Origin of the sequence: Mycobacterium sp. E3251, assembly GCF_001666835.1 — a bacterium.
Classification (GTDB): domain Bacteria; phylum Actinomycetota; class Actinomycetes; order Mycobacteriales; family Mycobacteriaceae; genus Mycobacterium.
The window spans coordinates 1-17,425 of sequence record NZ_LZJF01000007.1 but is presented as its reverse complement, the minus strand read 5'-3'; the positions used below and the strand labels follow the sequence as shown (position 1 = coordinate 17,425).

Annotated in this window: 21 protein-coding genes; 7 read left to right on the top strand and 14 right to left on the bottom strand. The window is 65.5% G+C overall.

What is annotated here, in order from left to right; translation table 11 throughout:
* Positions 1-55: 55 nt before the first annotated feature.
* Positions 56-1,078, bottom strand: coding sequence for a phosphogluconate dehydrogenase (NAD(+)-dependent, decarboxylating) (gnd, locus tag A5697_RS00755; RefSeq protein ID WP_068007081.1), 1,023 nt, complete (start codon positions 1,076-1,078; stop codon positions 56-58).
* 15 nt (positions 1,079-1,093) lie between these two features.
* Positions 1,094-2,497, bottom strand: coding sequence for a glucose-6-phosphate dehydrogenase (locus tag A5697_RS00750; RefSeq protein ID WP_067949802.1), 1,404 nt, complete (start codon positions 2,495-2,497; stop codon positions 1,094-1,096).
* Between the two features lie 124 nt (positions 2,498-2,621).
* On the opposite strand from A5697_RS00750, the gene A5697_RS00745 reads away from it, so the two are divergent.
* Positions 2,622-3,446, top strand: a complete 825-nt coding sequence (locus tag A5697_RS00745; RefSeq protein ID WP_068007080.1) for an adenylate/guanylate cyclase domain-containing protein — start codon at positions 2,622-2,624, stop codon at positions 3,444-3,446.
* Here A5697_RS00745 and A5697_RS00740 read toward each other — a convergent pair.
* Complete coding sequence (locus tag A5697_RS00740) at positions 3,398-3,607, bottom strand: hypothetical protein (RefSeq protein ID WP_068007078.1); 210 nt, start codon at positions 3,605-3,607, stop codon at positions 3,398-3,400. The genes A5697_RS00745 and A5697_RS00740 overlap by 49 nt on opposite strands.
* Before the next feature lie 100 nt (positions 3,608-3,707).
* Between A5697_RS00740 and A5697_RS00735 the strand changes: the two genes are divergently transcribed.
* The gene (locus A5697_RS00735; RefSeq protein WP_068007076.1) at positions 3,708-4,397 is read left to right on the top strand and encodes a guanylate cyclase; all 690 of its coding nucleotides are present in this window, start codon (positions 3,708-3,710) and stop codon (positions 4,395-4,397) included.
* On the opposite strand, the gene A5697_RS00730 is transcribed toward A5697_RS00735, so the two are convergent.
* The 7 genes from A5697_RS00730 to A5697_RS00705 form a co-directional block, all read right to left on the bottom strand.
* Positions 4,394-4,717: a putative quinol monooxygenase gene (locus A5697_RS00730; RefSeq protein WP_067949756.1), complete on the bottom strand. Its 324-nt coding sequence runs from the start codon at positions 4,715-4,717 to the stop codon at positions 4,394-4,396. The two genes, A5697_RS00735 and A5697_RS00730, sit on opposite strands and share 4 nt — an antisense overlap.
* 324 nt (positions 4,718-5,041) lie before the next feature.
* Positions 5,042-5,596, bottom strand: coding sequence for a glycoside hydrolase (locus A5697_RS00725; protein WP_068007074.1), 555 nt, complete (start codon positions 5,594-5,596; stop codon positions 5,042-5,044).
* A 145-nt stretch (positions 5,597-5,741) separates the two neighbouring features.
* Complete coding sequence (locus tag A5697_RS00720) at positions 5,742-6,101, bottom strand: hypothetical protein (RefSeq protein ID WP_067949754.1); 360 nt, start codon at positions 6,099-6,101, stop codon at positions 5,742-5,744.
* Between the two features lie 175 nt (positions 6,102-6,276).
* Positions 6,277-6,933 carry a DUF998 domain-containing protein gene (locus A5697_RS00715; protein WP_068007070.1) on the bottom strand — a complete coding sequence of 219 codons (657 nt, stop codon included), beginning with the start codon at positions 6,931-6,933 and terminating at the stop codon, positions 6,277-6,279.
* 85 nt (positions 6,934-7,018) lie between these two features.
* The gene (locus tag A5697_RS00710; protein ID WP_068007155.1) at positions 7,019-7,417 is read right to left on the bottom strand and encodes a VOC family protein; all 399 of its coding nucleotides are present in this window, start codon (positions 7,415-7,417) and stop codon (positions 7,019-7,021) included.
* Between the two features lie 107 nt (positions 7,418-7,524).
* Positions 7,525-7,908 carry a hypothetical protein gene (locus A5697_RS26810; protein ID WP_197500872.1) on the bottom strand — a complete coding sequence of 128 codons (384 nt, stop codon included), beginning with the start codon at positions 7,906-7,908 and terminating at the stop codon, positions 7,525-7,527.
* Between the two features lie 62 nt (positions 7,909-7,970).
* On the bottom strand, positions 7,971-8,987 hold the full coding sequence (locus tag A5697_RS00705) for a hypothetical protein (protein WP_068007068.1): 1,017 nt from the start codon (positions 8,985-8,987) through the stop codon (positions 7,971-7,973).
* Between the two features lie 152 nt (positions 8,988-9,139).
* Here A5697_RS00705 and A5697_RS00700 point away from each other — a divergent pair, with 152 nt between their 5' ends.
* Positions 9,140-10,075, top strand: coding sequence for a metal-dependent hydrolase (locus tag A5697_RS00700; RefSeq protein ID WP_068007153.1), 936 nt, complete (start codon positions 9,140-9,142; stop codon positions 10,073-10,075).
* Positions 10,076-10,143: 68 nt separating this feature from the next.
* Positions 10,144-10,797 (top strand): TetR/AcrR family transcriptional regulator, encoded by a 654-nt coding sequence (locus A5697_RS00695; RefSeq protein ID WP_068007064.1) that lies wholly within the window; start codon positions 10,144-10,146, stop codon positions 10,795-10,797.
* 170 nt (positions 10,798-10,967) lie between these two features.
* Here the strand turns inward: A5697_RS00695 and A5697_RS00690 are convergent, their stop codons facing one another.
* The 3 genes from A5697_RS00690 to ychF form a co-directional block, all read right to left on the bottom strand.
* A complete protein-coding gene (locus tag A5697_RS00690) occupies positions 10,968-11,522 on the bottom strand; it encodes a VOC family protein (RefSeq protein ID WP_067949746.1) in 555 nt (184 codons plus the stop codon).
* 123 nt (positions 11,523-11,645) lie between these two features.
* On the bottom strand, positions 11,646-12,221 hold the full coding sequence (locus A5697_RS00685) for a dihydrofolate reductase family protein (protein ID WP_068007061.1): 576 nt from the start codon (positions 12,219-12,221) through the stop codon (positions 11,646-11,648).
* Between the two features lie 39 nt (positions 12,222-12,260).
* Entirely contained in the window at positions 12,261-13,334 is a 1,074-nt protein-coding gene (gene ychF / locus A5697_RS00680; RefSeq protein WP_068007058.1) for a redox-regulated ATPase YchF, read from the bottom strand.
* Between the two features lie 131 nt (positions 13,335-13,465).
* Here ychF and A5697_RS00675 point away from each other — a divergent pair, with 131 nt between their 5' ends.
* Positions 13,466-14,620, top strand: coding sequence for a DUF6542 domain-containing protein (locus tag A5697_RS00675; RefSeq protein WP_197500871.1), 1,155 nt, complete (start codon positions 13,466-13,468; stop codon positions 14,618-14,620).
* A gap of 22 nt (positions 14,621-14,642) precedes the next feature.
* Here A5697_RS00675 and A5697_RS00670 read toward each other — a convergent pair whose 3' ends face one another.
* A complete protein-coding gene (locus A5697_RS00670) occupies positions 14,643-15,641 on the bottom strand; it encodes a 4-hydroxy-3-methylbut-2-enyl diphosphate reductase (RefSeq protein WP_067210529.1) in 999 nt (332 codons plus the stop codon).
* Positions 15,642-15,730: 89 nt separating this feature from the next.
* On the opposite strand from A5697_RS00670, the gene A5697_RS00665 reads away from it, so the two are divergent.
* Entirely contained in the window at positions 15,731-16,312 is a 582-nt protein-coding gene (locus A5697_RS00665) for a lipid droplet-associated protein (protein ID WP_067949739.1), read from the top strand.
* Positions 16,309-17,425: exodeoxyribonuclease VII large subunit (gene xseA / locus A5697_RS00660; RefSeq protein ID WP_231971930.1), on the top strand; the 1,117-nt coding region annotated here is incomplete at its 3' end. The genes A5697_RS00665 and xseA, both read left to right, overlap by 4 nt.

Here is a 17,425-nt window from a genome sequence, read left to right as displayed (position 1 = left end):
GCGTCCCGATGGCGGCGACCCGCATCGCCCGGCTCCGCCGCGCTCGCGATCGCCGCTAGTTCGCCGGCTTCTCGGCGTGCCCGCCGAACTGCTTGCGCATCGCCGACAGCGCCTTGTTCGCGAAGTCATCGAGTGAGCGCGAGGCGAAGCGGGACTGCAGCGCGGTCGTCAGTACCGGCGAAGGGACGCCCTCGTCGATCGCCGCGATGGCGGTCCACCGGCCCTCCCCGGAGTCGGAGACTCGCCCGGAGAACTCCTTGAGGTCGGGCGAATCGTGCAGCGCGATCGCGGTCAGGTCCAGCAGCCAGGAGCCGATGACGCTGCCGCGGCGCCATACCTCGGCGACCTCGGGAATGTCGAAGTCGTACTGGTAGAACTCCGGATTCGACAGCGGCGCCGTTTCCGCGTCGCCCTCTTGCACCTGCTTGCCAATGTCGGCACCGCGCAATATGTTCAGCCCCTCGGCGAGGGAGGCCATCATGCCGTACTCGATGCCGTTGTGCACCATCTTGACGAAGTGCCCGGCGCCGGACGGACCGCAGTGCAGGTATCCCTTTTCCGACCGCGCGACCTCGCCGTCACGCCCCGGCGTACGCGGTGCCGCTTCCACCCCGGGAGCGACAGAGGCGAAGATGGGTTCGGCGTGCAGGAAAGCCTCGTCGTCGCCGCCGATCATCAGGCAGTAGCCGCGTTCCCGGCCCCACACGCCACCGCTGGTGCCGCAGTCCAGTAGGTGAATACCCTTCTCCGACAGCGTCTTCGCGTGGCTGATGTCGTCACGGTAGTACGAGTTGCCGCCGTCGATGACGATGTCGCCGGAGTCCAGGGTGTTGGCCAGCTCCTCGATGACCCCCGTCGTGATGGTCCCCGCCGGCACCATCACCCAGACCACCCGCGGAGCGGTCATCTTCTCGGCGAGCTCCTGCAGGGACGCCACCCCGGTGGTCCTCTCCTCCCCCGCCATCGCCTTGACCGCGTCCGGGTTGTGGTCGTAGACCACGCATTCGTGTCCGTCCTTGGCGACGCGGCGGACGATGTTCGCGCCCATCCGGCCGAGGCCGATCATCCCGAGCTGCATCTCTTCCTGTTCTCCTTACTGTGACGTCTGCTTGGGCAGCCACGGCTCTTGCCAGCTGCGGTGGCCGTGCAGCAGCGACTGCGCGGCCTCGGGTCCCCAGGAGCCCTGATCGTAGTGATGGATCCGGCCTGGTTTGTCCAGCACGGGTTGCACGATCCGCCATGTCTCCTCGATGGCGTCCTCCCGGGCGAACAGCTGGCGGTCCCCGGTGAGCGCGGCGTACAGGAGCCGTTCGTAGGGGCGCACGGCTTCCCCGAGGTCCTCCGCGAACGACGAGTCCAGGTGTACGTCGTGCCATTCGTCGCCCACTTGGGCGGACAACTGCAGCCGCATCCCCGGATCGGGATCGATGCGCAGCACGATCTGGTTGGGCGCGGGCGGCCGACGGTTGGGCAGGAACGAGAATCCGGGAACGTGGTGGAGGAACATCCGCACCTCGGTGACCTTCTCCGGCAACGCTTTTCCCGCGCGCAAGAAGATCGGCACGCCCGCCCAGCGCCAGTTGTCGATCTCGGTCCGCAGCGCGATATAGGTCTCGGTTTGGGAATCCTTGGTTACCCCGTCCACGTCGGTGTAGCCGCGGTACTGGCCACGCACGCAACGCTCGGGATCCAGCGCCGGCATCGCGCGGAACACCTCGGCCTTCTTGTCGTTCAGGTCATCGGCGCTGGGACCGACCGGGGGCTCCATAGCGACCAGCGCGAGCACCTGAAGCAGATGGTTCTGCACGACGTCACGCAGGGCACCCACCGCGTCGTAGAACTTGCCGCGGTCCTCGATGCCGAAATCCTCGGCCATGGTGATGTGAATTTCGGAAATGCTGTCCCGGTCCCACAGCTTGGCCAGCGCGTTGTTGGCGAAGCGCAGGTACTGCAGCTCTTCGACGGGTTGCTTGCCCAGGAAGTGATCCACCCGCAGGATCTGGTCCTCGTCGAGCACCGCGCGCAGCCGGGCGTTCAGGTCACGCGCAGAGGCCAGGTCGTGGCCGAACGGCTTTTCCACCGCGACGCGTGCGCACTCCAACAGGTCGGCCTTGGCGAGGTTTTCCACGATCGGCGCGAACAGGGACGGCGGCATTTCCAGGTAGTACAGCGGCCGGCAGTCCTTGCCGATCTTCTCGGCGAGCTGGCCGTAGAGCTTGTCGTCGGTGACGTCACCGTGCAGATAGGACAGCCGGCCCGCGAGCCGGTCGAACACCGCGTCGTCGAACTTCTCACCCGACGCCTTGATGGCGTCGCGGGCACGCCCGACCAGCTTCTCGAGGGGGATGTCGTCACTGGCCACGCCGACGATCGGGATGTCCAACATGCCGCGCGCCTCGAGCCGGTACAAGGCCCGGTACGTCATCTTGCGCGCCAGGTCTCCGGTGATGCCGAATATCACCAGCTTGTTCGAAGAGTTGTCACCGCCGTCAGCCAAGCCCGCACCTCCGAAAGTCATCGGCTCTTCCAGACTCACTACCCGCGGCGGTCGGACCTAACACTAGACACCGCACACAGACCCGACAACCTCAAGCCACCGCGGCCTTTGGCAGGATGCTTGCGTGGGCGACGCGCTGCATATCACGGTCTACGTGCTGGCCGGCGCTGCCGCGATCGAGGCTATCGCGCTCGCCGTGGTGTCGCGGCTACTGGTCCGCAGCCGCCAGGAGATCGACGAGTTGCGGCACCGCACCGACGCCCGCAATTGGTTGCTGTCGGGCGGCCGCGAGGCTCTCAAAACGGTGTGGAACACCGCGAACGTAGTACGCAAAGAAGGCTTCGGCGCCGCCGTGCGCAGTTCGATCGAAGACCTCGCCGACTGGGCGGAGGTGGAGCGCCCCGACCTGGCGCGGGTCACACCGGATGGCCGGGTGGTGATCCTGTTCTCCGACATCGAGGAATCCACCGCGCTCAACGAACGGATCGGTGATCGCGCCTGGGTCAAGCTGATTGGGGCGCACGACAAGCTGGTGTCGGAGCTGGTGCAGCGACGGTCTGGTCACGTGGTGAAGAGCCAGGGCGACGGGTTCATGGTGGCATTCGCCCGCGCCGACCAGGCGGTGCGGTGCGGCATCGACCTACAGCGTGCGCTACGCAAGGATGCAAAGCGCAAGCGGCACGAGGAGATTCGCGTCCGGATCGGCATCCACATGGGCCGCTCGGTGCGTCGCGGCGACGATCTGTTCGGCCGGAACGTCGCAATGGCGGCGAGGGTGGCGGCGCAGGCGGCCGGTGGTGAGATCTTGGTGAGTCAGCCGGTGCGAGATGCCCTTTCCGACAATGACGACATCCGCTTCGACGCGGGCCGCGACGTCGAACTCAAGGGATTTTCGGGCAACTATCGGTTGTTCGCCGTCGACGTCCCGGCCGATCCCGATTCGGACTGAAAGCCCTCGCCGTCGTATTCGGCCAGCCGCTGGTGCAGGCGGGACCGGACCTCGTCGGCCGTGTAGGCGCGTCGTTTGCGTTGGTCGCGAGCCACCAGCGCGCCCCCGGCGACGACACCGGCGACGCCGGCCAGCCCAAGCCATTTCCACACATTGCGCATGAACCCAGGGTATTCGCGCTTTGTTCAACTTGTGCGCTCTTGCAACTCCGAAGCCTGAGGGCGGACGTGTTCACGACGGACGCGAAGTACTCTCCTCATAATGCTCACCCTCGATCAAGCGCTGAACGAGACTCGCACGGGCGACCTCTGGTTGTTTCGCGGCCGCTCCCGGCCCGACCGCGCGATTCAGACGTTGACGAACGCACCGGTGAATCACGTCGGCATGACGGTGGCCATCGACGACCTGCCACCGTTGATTTGGCATGCCGAACTGGGCGACAAGCTCGAGGACATGTGGACGGGAACCAACCACCGCGGCGTGCAGCTCAACGACCTGCACCAGGCGGTCTTGCAGTGGACGCAGCGTTACGACCAGCGGTGCTGGCTACGTCAGCTGACACCCCACCCCACCCGCGAACAGGAAAACAAGCTCCTGCGGGTGATCGCCCGGATGGACGGCACCGCGTTTCCCACCACTGCCCGGCTGACCGGTCGCTGGTTCCGCGGCCGGCTCCCGACCATCAATGACTGGGTGCGCGGAATCCCCTTGGTGGACAGCAAGGTTCGCGAACAGACCCGGCGCCGCCGGGAAGAGCGCAAGATGAGCCTTTCCACTGCCTATTGCGCGGAGACGGTGGCGATCACCTACGAGGAAATGGGATTGCTGAACACGGACAAGGACGCCAATTGGTTTGACCCCGGCAAGTTCTGGAGCGGTGACACGCTTCCGCTGGCTCCGGGCTTTCAGCTGGGCGACGAAATCGCCGTAACGGTAACGGGAGCCGGCTAGTCGACCGACATCTCACCCAGTTCGGACCATCCGGAAGCGTCGATGGTCTGGTTGATGATTTTCGGGGTAGACGTCAGTGCCTGCGGGAGTTCTTGCATCGCCCGCTTGAAGTGGTCGCTGTTGACGTGGATGCCGCCCGCCTCACCGTCACGGAACGCCTCCACCAAAACGTACTCCGCCGGGTTGTCCAGGCTTCGCGACCACTCGAACCAGAGATTGCCTTCCTCGGCACGAGTGGCGGAGGTGAAGGATGCGACGAGTTCTGGCCAGCGGTCCGCCCACTCGGGCTTGGTCTCGAACTTCACGACGATGAAGATCATTGCGGTGCCCACCTAGCTCGCTCCTGGATACTGCGCCTCGCCCGGTCGCGGCGGGCAGCGCCAGCATATCCGCCCGTCGGCGCCGCCGGCCGTGATCGGGCTCCAGCAAAGTGCGCCCCGGGCGTTGCAATTGAACACCCGGGGCGCACTTTCGCATTGATTCCGTGCGAATCGCGGACCGCTTAGCAGCTGCGCAAGTGGCCTGCCTCACAGACCGTGCGCAAGCCGAGCTATTTCACTGTGCAGTGGCTCCTGTTCTGCTTGCGTGTCCTATATGCGTCAAATAGTGGCACGAAAGATTGAGACTTTCGCGAATTGCTTTCGTTAAGGATTCGCAATTCCCGGTTCGCCGGGCGGCGGCATTTCGGGCGCCGGCGGGGCCGGTGGTGCGGGCGGTGCGGGAGCCATGGCGTCGACCAGGACGGGCGGCGCCTCCGGCGGTGGCGGCGGCGCGTCCGGCGGCGGTGGCGGCGCGTCCGGCGGCGGCGGAAGGGCGCCTTCGCCATCCGGCGGCATCGGCAGGAACATGTGATGCGTGAACCCGGCCTGGTAGGCGCCGGCGCCACCGATGTGCACTCCACCGTGCTCACCGCTGGACACCGGGGTCCCGTCCGGCAGGGTCGCGGCCGTGTGGCCGCCGTTCCACCCGATCACGAGGGCGTTAGGGGCGGTTCCGTATTGAAAGCCGCGCGCCAACAAAGCCGCTTCTTCATTGCCGGTGTTGAACCGGTTTCCGAAGACGGGCCTGTCGGATGCCGCGTTGGCAACCCAGGAAACGAGTCCCGAGCAATCCGTCCCGGACGGAGAATCCCCACCCGCAATATAAGGCGTTCCGGATACCTGATTGATCAATGACATCAATGTTGCAAGTACTACCATGGCCGGGGACGCTAGCAATGCCAGTTATTATCCGCCAAAATTTGTGGCGCACGTCATTCGCAAACCGGACAATGGCCTTCGCCGCACTTTCAGCAAATCGGACGCCCCGGCAGATGCGCCTACCAGCAAACGTCTGCGCGGACGATCAGCGGCTTTCGGACCCGCGCTCGGTGTCCGCTATCTCGCGGTCGATGTCCGCCTGCTCGCGTCGAGCCGTCGCTTCGGTGCGCTTCGATTGTTCGCCCACGCGCCGGATCCGGTCGCGCTCACGCTGTTCGGACGTGCCCTCGCGTTCGTCCGCGCGGCGCTCCCGTTCGTCCGCTAATTCTTCGCGCTCGTCAGCGATTTGGTCCCGCCGGTCGGCGAGCCGATCTCGTCTGCCGGCCATCCACTCGCGCCGTCCGACCTCGGCCTCGCGGTCCGCGAGTTCCCGCTCGCGCTCGTCGAGCGCCTCGGCCCGGCGTTCCAACTCCTCAGGAGTCTCAGGGCAGTCCTCACCGACCACGACGAGATCTTAACGCCGCGCCGCCCACCACGCATGAGTGCCTGGATACCCGTGGGCGCCGACCCCGCCGTGCATGTCTCCGACTAATTCGTACCAAGTAGCCGAGATTTCGCAGCCGGCAACGAGCCAATCCATCGGCCCGCCGCCAAATCGGTGGACGCCCGGCGGAGGTTCGTCATTCACCAAGGCCGCGGAGCGACACGGAGCTCAGCCATCCGAGCCCGACAATGATCGAGATACGTTGGAAGATACCGCTTTTACCGCTGAGGCCGGATCGACCCTTGATAGCGGCACCCAACAGGAGCAGGGTCCCCGCCATCACCGTGCTCGATCCTGCCGAGTAGCAGGCCCAACGGTAGTCCCCGGTACGCACGGCGGTGGCCGCGCTGGCCACGCCGGCAACCGGGATGCCCGCAAAGACCGGGATCCCGCAGAGGTCGTGCATCCGCCCCGCACGAGTGCGCCGGGCCGGGGCGGGGAGCTCGCCGAGACGATCACCAACATAATCGGTGACGAAGACTCCCGAGCCGATCAACCCAACGCCCGCCCCTGCGACGACCGCCGGAACGGCACGCGGCCCAATGCGCCGCCGATCGCAACGTGCGAGACCCGCAGCCGCACATGAATATAGAACTCCGGCAAGGATGAAATTGATGCGCTGATCCCAGCCTTGACGACCGACCGCAAGCGAACTGACCGGGTAGCGCCGCCAGTCGTAGCCCCGACGCGCGGCTCCGATCGCGGTGAAAGCAGTCACGAAGAGCGGCCCGGCGAGGGCGCCACAGAGGAGCTGAACAGAACGCGCGCGTGGTAAGCGGCCGCCAACTGACACCAGCTCAGCCTACTTAACCGTTGAGTTACACCGCGCCTTTACAGCTCCACCGAGACGCAGTCAGCCGAAGTTCGTTGCACACCAGTCATATTCCGAACTTGGCACGGGCCTCGTCCGTCACCGGGGTGAACAGGTTGACAAGATTCCCGTCGGGATCGCGCAGAAGCAGCGCGCGGTTACCCCACGGCATCGTGGTTGGCGTTGTCACCACCTCCCCGGCGCGCTCATGGAGCCGCTCATATTCCGCGTCGACGTCGTCGACCATGAACTCCACGATCGCGCTGCGGTTGGCGGCCGGCTCGGCCGATCCAGCCGCAAACAGCGGCACGGTCTTGTCGCTGCCGATCGCCAGCGTGCCAACCGGCGTCGGGATTTCGGCGAAAAGCTCGTTGCCCCACACGGCGGGGCTCTCGGTGACCGTCTCGTAGAAATCGACGAGACGCTTGACGTCGGCGGTGATGATGCGGGTGGAAACGAACTTCATGGAGCCCTCCTGGCGGCCGTGGCGGTGCACGTTAGTGCGACGAGGGCATGCTAAGGAGCCATACCGACAAGATGCCCGCCTCAAAGGGCGAACTACAGCGCGTTCCCTCAGGCGGGCGTCCAGATTCCGTTGTTCCAGAACCCCCAATTGCCCGGGCCAGTCGGATTCCACATCAGCTGAGCCCCCGGTGCCGATGCCGGTTGGGGTGGCGCCGGGGGCGCCCACACCGGCGGTGGACCCCAGGGGCCCGCACCGGCCGGGAAACTCTGGCCCGCCGGACCTTGCCAGTCGTGGCAGTGGTTCCAGTCCCAGTCGTAGACCTTGCCCCAGCTCGGGTCCCACGGATTGCCCGGGCACCAATGCGAGGTCGGGGCCGGGACGGCCTGGGCCACGCCACCCGCCAGCCCTAAAGCCGACAGCACCAACGCACAACCCGCCACGATCCTCGTAGACCGCCGGACCAACGGTTCCGCCCGCTCGACATTCGCCATCTGTCAAGCATGGTCGACTTGAGACCCGTCCGCTAGACGGCGAGGTCAAGGTTTTTGACGCATCAGGCCACGGCTTGAACTGCCTGCCCGGCCAGTTCACGGGAGCCTCCGCGGGTGGCAATCCAAGGGAACGATGCAAGACCGCTCACCACGATCAGGCCCACGGCCTGAACCAGGATGTACCGGGTAAGACCGCGTTCGTAGACCACGTTGGCGATCACCATCGCCCCAAGGCTTGCCACGTATAGGACGACCAGACCGAGGGTGAACGGTTCGAATGACGGATTAGCTTTGGCAGAGCGCAGTGCGGTCACAGTGACCGCGCAGTAGCCGACCACGAGCATCACGACCACAGGCCACTGACGTCCGCCGAGCGCGGTGACGACGGTGACCGGTGACATCAGGATGGGCCCGGTCACCAGGACCATCAGGGCTGCGAGCGGTGGAAAAGCGCCCATTGCCTTCGCATTCGACCATCGTGCGATACCGCTACCGGCCAAGCCGTCGATTCGGGGTGCGGCCCAAAGCATGATGTAAATGAAGACGGCGTCCCAGATGCCCTGCCAACAGAGATCGAGCAGGGGCCAGCCGACCCAGAACTGGAAGTACTCAAAGTTTGGATTCCAGGTCCACCACACGACGTGGCGCAGGTTGCCCTCAATGATGTAGGGGGCGTCAAGCGCAATCATGAATAGCCCACCGGTGACGGCTCCCTGCCAACGCTTTTCGGTCCCGATCGCCTCGACGACCTTGAAACCGGTGAACAGAAAGACCGGGTAAAAGATCACAACGTACGCGGGCATCATCGTGGTGCCGTGCCACAACGGGAAGGCAGGCCAGTTGATCATCAACATGAAGTCGCCCTGCTTGTACATGTTGAGTGTGGCCATCCCGACCAGTTCCAGCACGAGCCCGTAGATTGCCGCTGCCGCCAGCAATGCGCAGTAGACGCGCCTTCCGCGGCGGAACTGGACGACGCTGTACGCCACTGCCGCCAGGAACATGGTCAGCAGCATGATGTCGCACAGATTCGTCTGCCAGGGAAGACCGGCGGGGCTGTTGAACACGATCAGGTTCATCTGGACACCTGCCATCTGACTAGACGTTTTGTGTATAACGTATGGTTCTAGGGCCTGGCCGTCAAGGCTGACCGGCGTCGTCCCAGCATAACGCCATACATCTATGCATCATTGTCTTGTCACTGGCGATCTTGGCCGCTAACGTCGACGCCATGACGGAGCTACAGGTGAGGCGCGTTCGCTTCGACTTCGCGAGCGCCGATGTCCCGTTCAACTGGCAGCCGGAGCGCCCCGCGTTTGCAATGCAGTGCAATGCCATTTCGTTCTTCGCGCCCGGCTTCGAGAAACTCATCGTCGACGCGACGCGGGAAGCCATACCGCTGATGCGGGACCCGGCCACGGCGGAGGAGGCAGAGTCTTACTTGCGTCAGGAGGCACAGCACTCAGCCGCTCACCAAAGCCATATCCGTGCGCTGATCCGACGTTGGCCCGGCTTGCAGGAAACGATGGCCGACGTCGTGGCCTCCTACGACTGCCTCACCGCCACCAAGCCGCTCGCCTGGCGTCTCGCTTATCCCGCAGTTGTCGAAGCCACGTTCACGCCCTACTTCAAAGTCTTCCTCGACCACGAGGACAAGCTGTTTCGGGCCGGGGACGAGCGAGTAGCGTCGCTGTTCCTCTGGCACTTTGTCGAAGAAATCGAGCATCGCAGTTCCGCGCTCATCGTCTACAACGCCGTGCACGACAGCTATCTGTATCGCGCAAAGACGATAGTCGGCGTGCTCAGGCATATGAATGAGATCCTGGGGATCATCTCCAGCGGCTTTCAGAAGCATGTGCCGAAGGAGGACGGCGGCGATCTGGGCCAACTATTACCAAATGGGCTCTCCGCGAAGGCAGTTCGGGCCGCACTGGGGGCCGCGCATGCGCTTACTCGACCGGGTCAGTCGACCTACGCGGGTGTGCCCAAAAGGGAAGTCCTCGCCATGATCGCCGGTCTGATCCGCTCACAGGGTCCGCGCCACACTCCTGAACACGAGATCATTCCCGAATTCGCCACCAGATGGATCCAGCGGTACGCGGAGGAACCGAAGAGCGCGGCGCGTTGGTACTCCGTCGGGGCCGTAACTGGCTTGGACGGTCGATGATCGTTAACACATTTCGCCCCAACGCATCCAGCGCTCGCGCGGCCACCACGCTGCCCTAGAGTTCAACCATGCGTAGCCACGGATGGGCGGGCAACGCCCCAGCGAGTGACGAAGAGGCCATCGACAGGATCCTCGACGTGGCCGACGAGATCATCGCCGAACAAGGATTCTCGATGCGGCTCACCGACGTGGCGCGCACCTTGGGCGTCACCCGGCAGACGGTCTATCGCTATTTCCCGGGAACCGAGGCTCTCATGATCGCCAGCGCGATGCGCTCGGCCCACGGTTTCCTCGACCAGCTCGCCGAGCATATCAGCGGACTCACCGAACCCGCCGCGGCGCTCGTCGAAGGTGTCGCATTCGCTGTCGAAAGCCTTGCCGGAGAACGCCAAATCGAACGCCTGTTGAGAAGCGGAGCGCCAGAAGGTCATACGGTGTCCCTGACCTCCGACACAGCTCGGGCGTTCTCCCGCTCGATGCTGCATCGTCTCGACGTTGACTGGGACATGCACGGATTCGACGAAGCCGCGCTCGACGAGCTCGCCGAAATGGGCCTACGCACTTTGCATTCGATCCTTGTCGACCCAGGCCAGCCGCATCGAGACGGTATCGAGTTGCGCAGGTTCATTGCCCGCTGGCTCGGCCCCGCGATCATCTATCCGCGCCTGGCTCAAGTAGTGGATGCACTGACGTATGGCGCCGCTCCGACTCGGCAGCCGTGACATCCTGGCGGCACCCCATTCGCCTTATTTGTCCTAGACGGAACGCAAGACACGCGTTACACGACTGTCGCATCGCAACTGCGGAGTGACAACGCCACGGTCGTTTCGGTGCCATCAAGCTGTTCTGACACGTTGACGCCACCTGGGTTGGTAAGCGGATGTGCACCGCGTCACCGCCGGCTGGGCAGGGTTCTCCGCGCCTGGGAGACAACGCCCGGCACGGTGTTGGCCAAGTCTGGCCGACTTCCCGCGAAGGCACGAATTGCGCGATAGAACGACCAAATTTGGCGTGGTGTAGGCACTTTCGGCATCCAAGCCAATTCCCAGTGGATGCCGTTTATCGGGTCGTCGAAAAACACGGCATAGTAGCCGGGCCAGTATTGTGGGTACTCCTTCGGCTCGTCCGTGACCGGGACATCTCGACCGATCAGGAATTCCCGATGAAAACGGTCGACCTCTGCCCTACTGCGTGCCCACAACGCAATGTGGTTGATCCCGACCGCCTGATCCCGGTGCGTCAGCTTCCCGCCGGTACGGGCAGGCTGAATGCCGATGTAGCTGTGCGGGTGGGCATTACGCGTCATGTAATAGATCGACTGGTACTCCATGTTCAGCGATGAGAAGCTGCTGTATCCAAGCCAGCCGAACAATGCGTCATAGAACGCGACCGAGTCGTCGTAGTCCAGCACCGCGAACTCGACATGACACACACCCCGCCACCGCATCGCGCCCCCTCAACACCGCTTTACTGCGCAATCTAGTGCGCCGCCACCCTCACAATGAAGCCCCTTCTAATCTGCCGGCGCGCCACCACGTCCGATGTTGAAGCCGAACTCCGCCGCATTCAGTCACCGAGCAACGTCGCGGCCAGACAGGTAGCGCAGGTGAGCGGTGCCGTCGTCGAAAAGGCGGTGCCCGGCGAGACTCAGATCCTGGCGCATGCCGTCAGGTAGGGCACGTAGACCTGCGCCCACCATCTTCGGCACTACGAAGAACTGGAACTCATCGATCAGGCCAGCTCGGATCGCGGCGGCCGCGGTGGTGGGCCCGAAGATCTCGACTACGCCCTCGGCCTGCGCGACGATCCGCTTCAATTCGTCCAAGCGCAGGTCGGGTACCAAACGGACACGGTCCGATTCGATCTCGTGCGTCAGCGTCGACGAAACCACCACTTTGTGGATGCCTCGCCAGCGCTGGGCGAACTCCCGCTCCGCCGAGGCCCATTCTTCGTCCTCGGGATCGGTCTCCCAGTACTGCATCAGCGCGAAAGTCTTCCGCCCTAACACTTCGGTCGACACCTCAGCCATGCGGTCGACATGCGCGGTGAACACCGGATCGCTTGGGGCCGACCACTGGAAGTCGCCGCTGCCGTCGGCAACGTAGCCGTCGAGAGACATGGTCGCGGTGTAACAGAGGGTTCCCATGGTATGTAGACCTCCGCGATCGGCAGAATTCATCGAGCCCTAGACGTTGAAGCGGAACTCCACCACGTCGCCGTCGGCCATCACGTAGTCCTTGCCTTCCATCCGGACCTTGCCCGCCGCCTTGGCAGCGGCCATCGAACCGGCGGCGATCAGGTCGTCATAGGACACGATCTCGGCCTTGATGAAGCCCTTTTCGAAATCGGTGTGGATCACCCCGGCGGCCTTCGGTGCGGTGTCGCCTTGGTGAATCACCCAAGCGCGCGCCTCTTTTGGGCCGGCCGTCAAAAATGTCTGCAACTTGAGGGTGTGGAAACCGGCGCGGGCCAGCGCGTCGAGCCCGCGTTCGCTCTGCCCGATCGACTCCAGCAGTTCGGCGGCCGACTCGTCGTCGAGCTCGTTCAGCTCCGCTTCGATGGCCGCGTCCAGGAACACCGCGTCGGCGGGCGCGACCAGCTCACGCAGCTCGGCGATCCGCGCCGCGTCGGTCAGCACCGCCTCATCGGCGTTGAAGACATACAGAAAGGGCTTGGTGGTCAATAGGTTCAGCTCCCGCAGCAAGGACGCATCCACCCCCGCACCGAACAGCGTCTTCCCGCCGTTGAGCGTCTCCTGTGCCGCGGCCGCCGCCTCGTACACCGGCCTGCGCTCCTTATTGGTGCGGGCCTCCTTCTCCAAGCGCGGCAGAGCACGTTCCAGCGTCTGCAGGTCGGCCAGGATCAACTCCGTCTCGACCACCTCGATGTCAGATCGGGGATCCACCTCACCGGCCACATGGGTCACATCGTCATCGGAGAACACCCGCACCACCTGGCAGATGGCGTCGCATTCGCGGATGTGAGCCAGGAACTTGTTGCCGAGCCCGGCACCCTCGGACGCGCCCTTCACCAGGCCGGCGATGTCGACGAACGTCACCGGCGCCGGCACGGTGCGCTGGGATGCGAACAGCTCGGCCAGCTTGTCCAGGCGCGGATCCGGCAGCGGAACGACGCCTTCGTTCGGTTCGATCGTCGCGAACGGATAGTTGGCCGCCAGTACGTCGTTGCGGGTCAGCGCGTTGAACAGGGTCGACTTGCCGACGTTGGGCAGACCCACGATTCCCAGGCTCAGGCTCACAGGGACCCAAGTCTAGGGGTCGGCTGCGGCACCGGCCGCTGTGGACCGTTCGTGCACGATCGTCATGGCACGCCCGGGATCCCTACGAGGTATTTACGGGGCTTTCCGCCCTTTCCCGGTACGGTCTACATGTGTCAGGACAGCGGGCAAAGTCGACGGTGGAGGCCTCCCACCGCTCGATCCACCCAGATATCCCAGGTGTGCCGTGGTACGCCGCCCTGCTCCTCGCCGTTACCGCCACCGCGATCGGCTACGGAATCGACGCCGGCCACAAGGAGCTGACGCACGTCTTCGCCGGCTTCTATATAGCCGGCTGTCTGGCGGCGGTGCTGGCGGTGCGCCAGGACGGGCTTTTCACCGCGATGATCCAGCCCCCGTTGATACTTTTCTGCGCGGTGCCCGGCGCTTATTGGTTGTTCCACGACGCCAAGGTCGGCCATCTCAAAGATCTGTTGATCAATTGCGGCTATCCGCTCATCGAGCGCTTCCCGCTGATGCTGGGAACCGCCGGCGTGGTGCTGCTGATCGGGTTGGCCAGGTGGTACTTCGGGATGTCGCACGGGGCGACCGCGACGACGAAGAGCTCCGACGACGCGGAGTCCACCGACGTCAAGTCCGTCGTCGGCGGGATTGTCGCCAAACTCCGCGCGATCGTGCGCCCGGAATCCGACGAGGACGATGCCGACGAGGCGGCCCCGGCCAAGGCGCGGCGCACCCGCGGGGGCAGCTCGGCCGCGCAGGCCCGCCGCACGGCGCGCAATGATCGGACCGCCACTCGCTCCGCCCGGAACCGGTCGCGGCGTCCGCGGGAACCGCTGGACGACACGGGCGATCCGAGCGAGCGGCGCTCGACTCGGAGAGGCTCAACGAGCGCCCGGGACTACGGCGCCGCTGAACCGCCCCGCCGGTCACGGCGCCGCCCCAGGCCGGATGCCGATCCGGACGCGCGCGGCCAATCGCCTCGGGAAGGCCGTCGGGAGCCGCGCGGCCGCCGTAGCCCCTACGAACGGCCCTACGACCAGCCGAGGTCGCGTTTCGAAGGCTCGGATCGGTACGGGGACCCGTTTGACCCGCCCGGGGAGCGTTTCGGCCGCTACGACAGCTACGACTCCGCCTACGAGCCGAGGCGACGCCGCCCCGCGCCGAACGGCAACGGGACGCATCACCCCATCTCGCAGGTGCGCTACCGGGGGGCGGGCGCACCAGAGGAGGCCGAGCGGCGGAACCGCTCACGGGCGTACGGCCGGTCTCAGCGACCCCCGACGGAATGGGAATACGACGGCTGAGCGCCAACCGGCGCCCGACGTGTCAGAGCAGTGACCGGATCTCGCGCGGCAGCGCGAACACCAGGGTTTCCTGTGCCGTGGTGACCGGTTGCACCACGTCGTAGCCGTAATCGGCGAGCCGCTCCAGCACACCTCGCACCAATACCTCGGGGACGGACGCACCGGAGGTCACGCCGACGGTAGTCACCCCTTCCAGCCATGCGGGCTGGATATCGTCGGCCCAGTCGACCAGGTGGGCGGCCGCGGCGCCGCCGCCCAGCGCCACCTCGACGAGCCGCACCGAGTTCGAGGAGTTCCGCGAACCGACGACGATCACCAGCTGGCACTCCGGGGCCATCGCCTTGACGGCGACCTGCCGGTTCTGCGTCGCGTAACAGATGTCGTCGCTGGGCGGATCCTGCAACTTCGGGAACCGCTGGCGCAGCCGGTCGACGATCTCCATGGTCTCGTCGACCGACAGCGTGGTCTGCGACAGCCAGACCAGCTTGTTCTCGTCCCGGACCGTCACGTTGTCCACGGCGGCGACCCCGTCGACGAGCTGCACATGGTCGGGCGCCTCGCCGGCGGTCCCGATGACCTCCTCGTGGCCCTCGTGGCCGATCAGCAGGATGTCGTAGTCGTTGCGGGCGAACCGCCTGGCCTCGTTGTGCACCTTGGTCACCAGCGGGCAGGTGGCGTCGATGGTGTGCAAGTTGCGTGCGGCGGCCGCGGCGTGCACCGTGGGCGCGACGCCGTGCGCGGAGAACACGACGATGGAACCCTCGGGGACCTCGTCGGTCTCCTCGACGAACACCGCACCGGCCTTTTCCAGGGTGGTGACCACGTGCCGGTTGTGCACGATCTCGTGACGCACGTACACCGGCGCGCCGTGCTTTTCCAGCGCGCGCTCGACCGTCTCGACGGCTCTATCCACGCCCGCGCAGTAACCACGCGGCTCGGCCAGAAGCACTCGCTTACGGGCTGGATCGCTGGCTACCGAGCTGGACGCGCCGGGAATTCCCATGTCGACAGTCGGCGGCATGACACCCAGGGTACGTTCTGCGGACACGGGCTTGCCAGCTCGCGCCGGCGGGCTTGGAGTTAGCCGTCGCTTAAGGCAATCTTGGACCCATGGCTACTGCACCGTATGGAGTTCGGCTATTGGTCGGCGCGGCGACAGTCGCCGTCGAGGAGACCATGAAGCTGCCGAAAACCATCCTGATGTACCCCATGACATTAGCCAGTCAGGCGGCGCACCTTGTGATGCGATTTCAGCAGAACCTCGCCGAGCTGGCGATCAAGGGTGACAGCACCCTGGAGAACATCTTCCCGCCAAAGGACGAGCAGCCCGAATGGGCAACCTTCGATGAGGACCTGCCCGAAGCGTTCGAAGCACCTGCCGAGGAGGGTATCGGCGAGGGGGACCGCCGAACCGAGGGGCGGTTCGCGTTGTACTCGCTCGCCGACGCCGCGTCCGATGCCGCCCCCTTGAAGCAGGGCAGGAAATCTTCGGACGCGCCGGCGGTTGCGCAACCGTCGGTGGTGACCGAGTTGGACTACGCGGCACTGACGCTGGCGCAGCTGCGTGCCCGTCTGCAATCGCTGAGCGTCGACGAACTCGAAGCCCTGCTGGCATACGAGCAGGCCACCAAGGCCCGCGCGCCTTTCCAGACGCTGCTCGCCAACAGGATCACCCGCGCGAACGCGAAGTGACCCCGCCCGCACAATCCGAACCGAACTCCGCCGAGAACCCATTTCCGGTGCGCGCGGTGGCAATTCGGGTCGCCGGCTGGATCGACAAGCTCGGCACGGTATGGGTCGAGGGCCAGCTCGCCCAGATCAGCGCGCGGCCCGACTCCAAGACGGTGTTCATGGTGTTGCGCGATCCGGCCGCCGACATGTCGCTGACCGTGACCTGTTCACGTGACCTGGTGGCCAACGCGCCGGTGAAACTGACCGAGGGCACGCAGGTGGTGGTGTGCGGCAAGCCGTCTTTCTATACCGGTCGCGGCACGTTCTCGTTGCGGCTCAGCGAGATTCGCGCCGTCGGTGTGGGTGAGCTGTTGGCGCGGATCGATCGGCTGCGCCGGCTGCTGGACGCCGAAGGACTCTTCGACCCCCGGCTCAAGCGACCAATCCCCTTCCTGCCCAACATGATCGGCCTGATCACCGGCCGCGCCAGCGCGGCCGAACGCGACGTGACGACGGTGGCAACCGGCCGCTGGCCCGGGGCGCGTTTCGCCGTGCGCAATACCGCGGTCCAGGGACCCAACGCGGTGGCCCAGATCGTCGAGGCGCTATACGAACTCGACCGCCACGTCGAGGTCGACGTCATCGTGGTGGCCCGCGGCGGCGGTAGCGTCGAGGACCTGTTGCCGTTCTCCGACGAGACGCTGTGCCGCGCCATCGCGGCCTGCCGCACCCCGGTCATCAGCGCGGTCGGTCACGAACCCGACAATCCGCTGTGCGACCTGGTCGCCGACCTGCGCGCCGCCACCCCGACCGACGCGGCGAAGAAGGTCGTACCCGACACCGCCGCCGAGCAGCGCCTGATCGATGATCTGCGCCGGCGCAGCGCGCAGGCGCTGCGCAACTGGGTGGCTCGCGAACAGCGGGCGCTGGCCCAGGTCCGCAGCCGACCGGTGCTCGCCGAACCGCTGACGGTCCTGACGGCGCGCGCCGACGAGATTCATCGCGCACGGTCGGCGATCCGCCGCGACGTCACCCGCCTGGCCGCCGCGGAGGCGGAGCGCATCGGCGACCGACCGCAGCACCACCGCGGACCCGGAGTCCGGCACCGCCTGTACCACGGCATAGCCGCGGGCC

Coding starts and splice junctions, on each gene's coding strand:
- gnd (WP_068007081.1), bottom strand. CDS start 1,078: ATGCAGCTCGGGATGATCGGCCTCGGCCGGATGGGCGCGAACATCGTC.
- A5697_RS00740 (WP_068007078.1), bottom strand. CDS start 3,607: ATGCGCAATGTGTGGAAATGGCTTGGGCTGGCCGGCGTCGCCGGTGTC.
- A5697_RS00735 (WP_068007076.1), top strand. CDS start 3,708: ATGCTCACCCTCGATCAAGCGCTGAACGAGACTCGCACGGGCGACCTC.
- A5697_RS00730 (WP_067949756.1), bottom strand. CDS start 4,717: ATGATCTTCATCGTCGTGAAGTTCGAGACCAAGCCCGAGTGGGCGGAC.
- A5697_RS00725 (WP_068007074.1), bottom strand. CDS start 5,596: ATGGTAGTACTTGCAACATTGATGTCATTGATCAATCAGGTATCCGGA.
- A5697_RS00710 (WP_068007155.1), bottom strand. CDS start 7,417: ATGAAGTTCGTTTCCACCCGCATCATCACCGCCGACGTCAAGCGTCTC.
- A5697_RS26810 (WP_197500872.1), bottom strand. CDS start 7,908: ATGGCGAATGTCGAGCGGGCGGAACCGTTGGTCCGGCGGTCTACGAGG.
- A5697_RS00705 (WP_068007068.1), bottom strand. CDS start 8,987: ATGAACCTGATCGTGTTCAACAGCCCCGCCGGTCTTCCCTGGCAGACG.
- A5697_RS00700 (WP_068007153.1), top strand. CDS start 9,140: ATGACGGAGCTACAGGTGAGGCGCGTTCGCTTCGACTTCGCGAGCGCC.
- A5697_RS00695 (WP_068007064.1), top strand. CDS start 10,144: ATGCGTAGCCACGGATGGGCGGGCAACGCCCCAGCGAGTGACGAAGAG.
- A5697_RS00690 (WP_067949746.1), bottom strand. CDS start 11,522: ATGCGGTGGCGGGGTGTGTGTCATGTCGAGTTCGCGGTGCTGGACTAC.
- A5697_RS00685 (WP_068007061.1), bottom strand. CDS start 12,221: ATGGGAACCCTCTGTTACACCGCGACCATGTCTCTCGACGGCTACGTT.
- A5697_RS00670 (WP_067210529.1), bottom strand. CDS start 15,641: ATGCCGCCGACTGTCGACATGGGAATTCCCGGCGCGTCCAGCTCGGTA.
- A5697_RS00665 (WP_067949739.1), top strand. CDS start 15,731: ATGGCTACTGCACCGTATGGAGTTCGGCTATTGGTCGGCGCGGCGACA.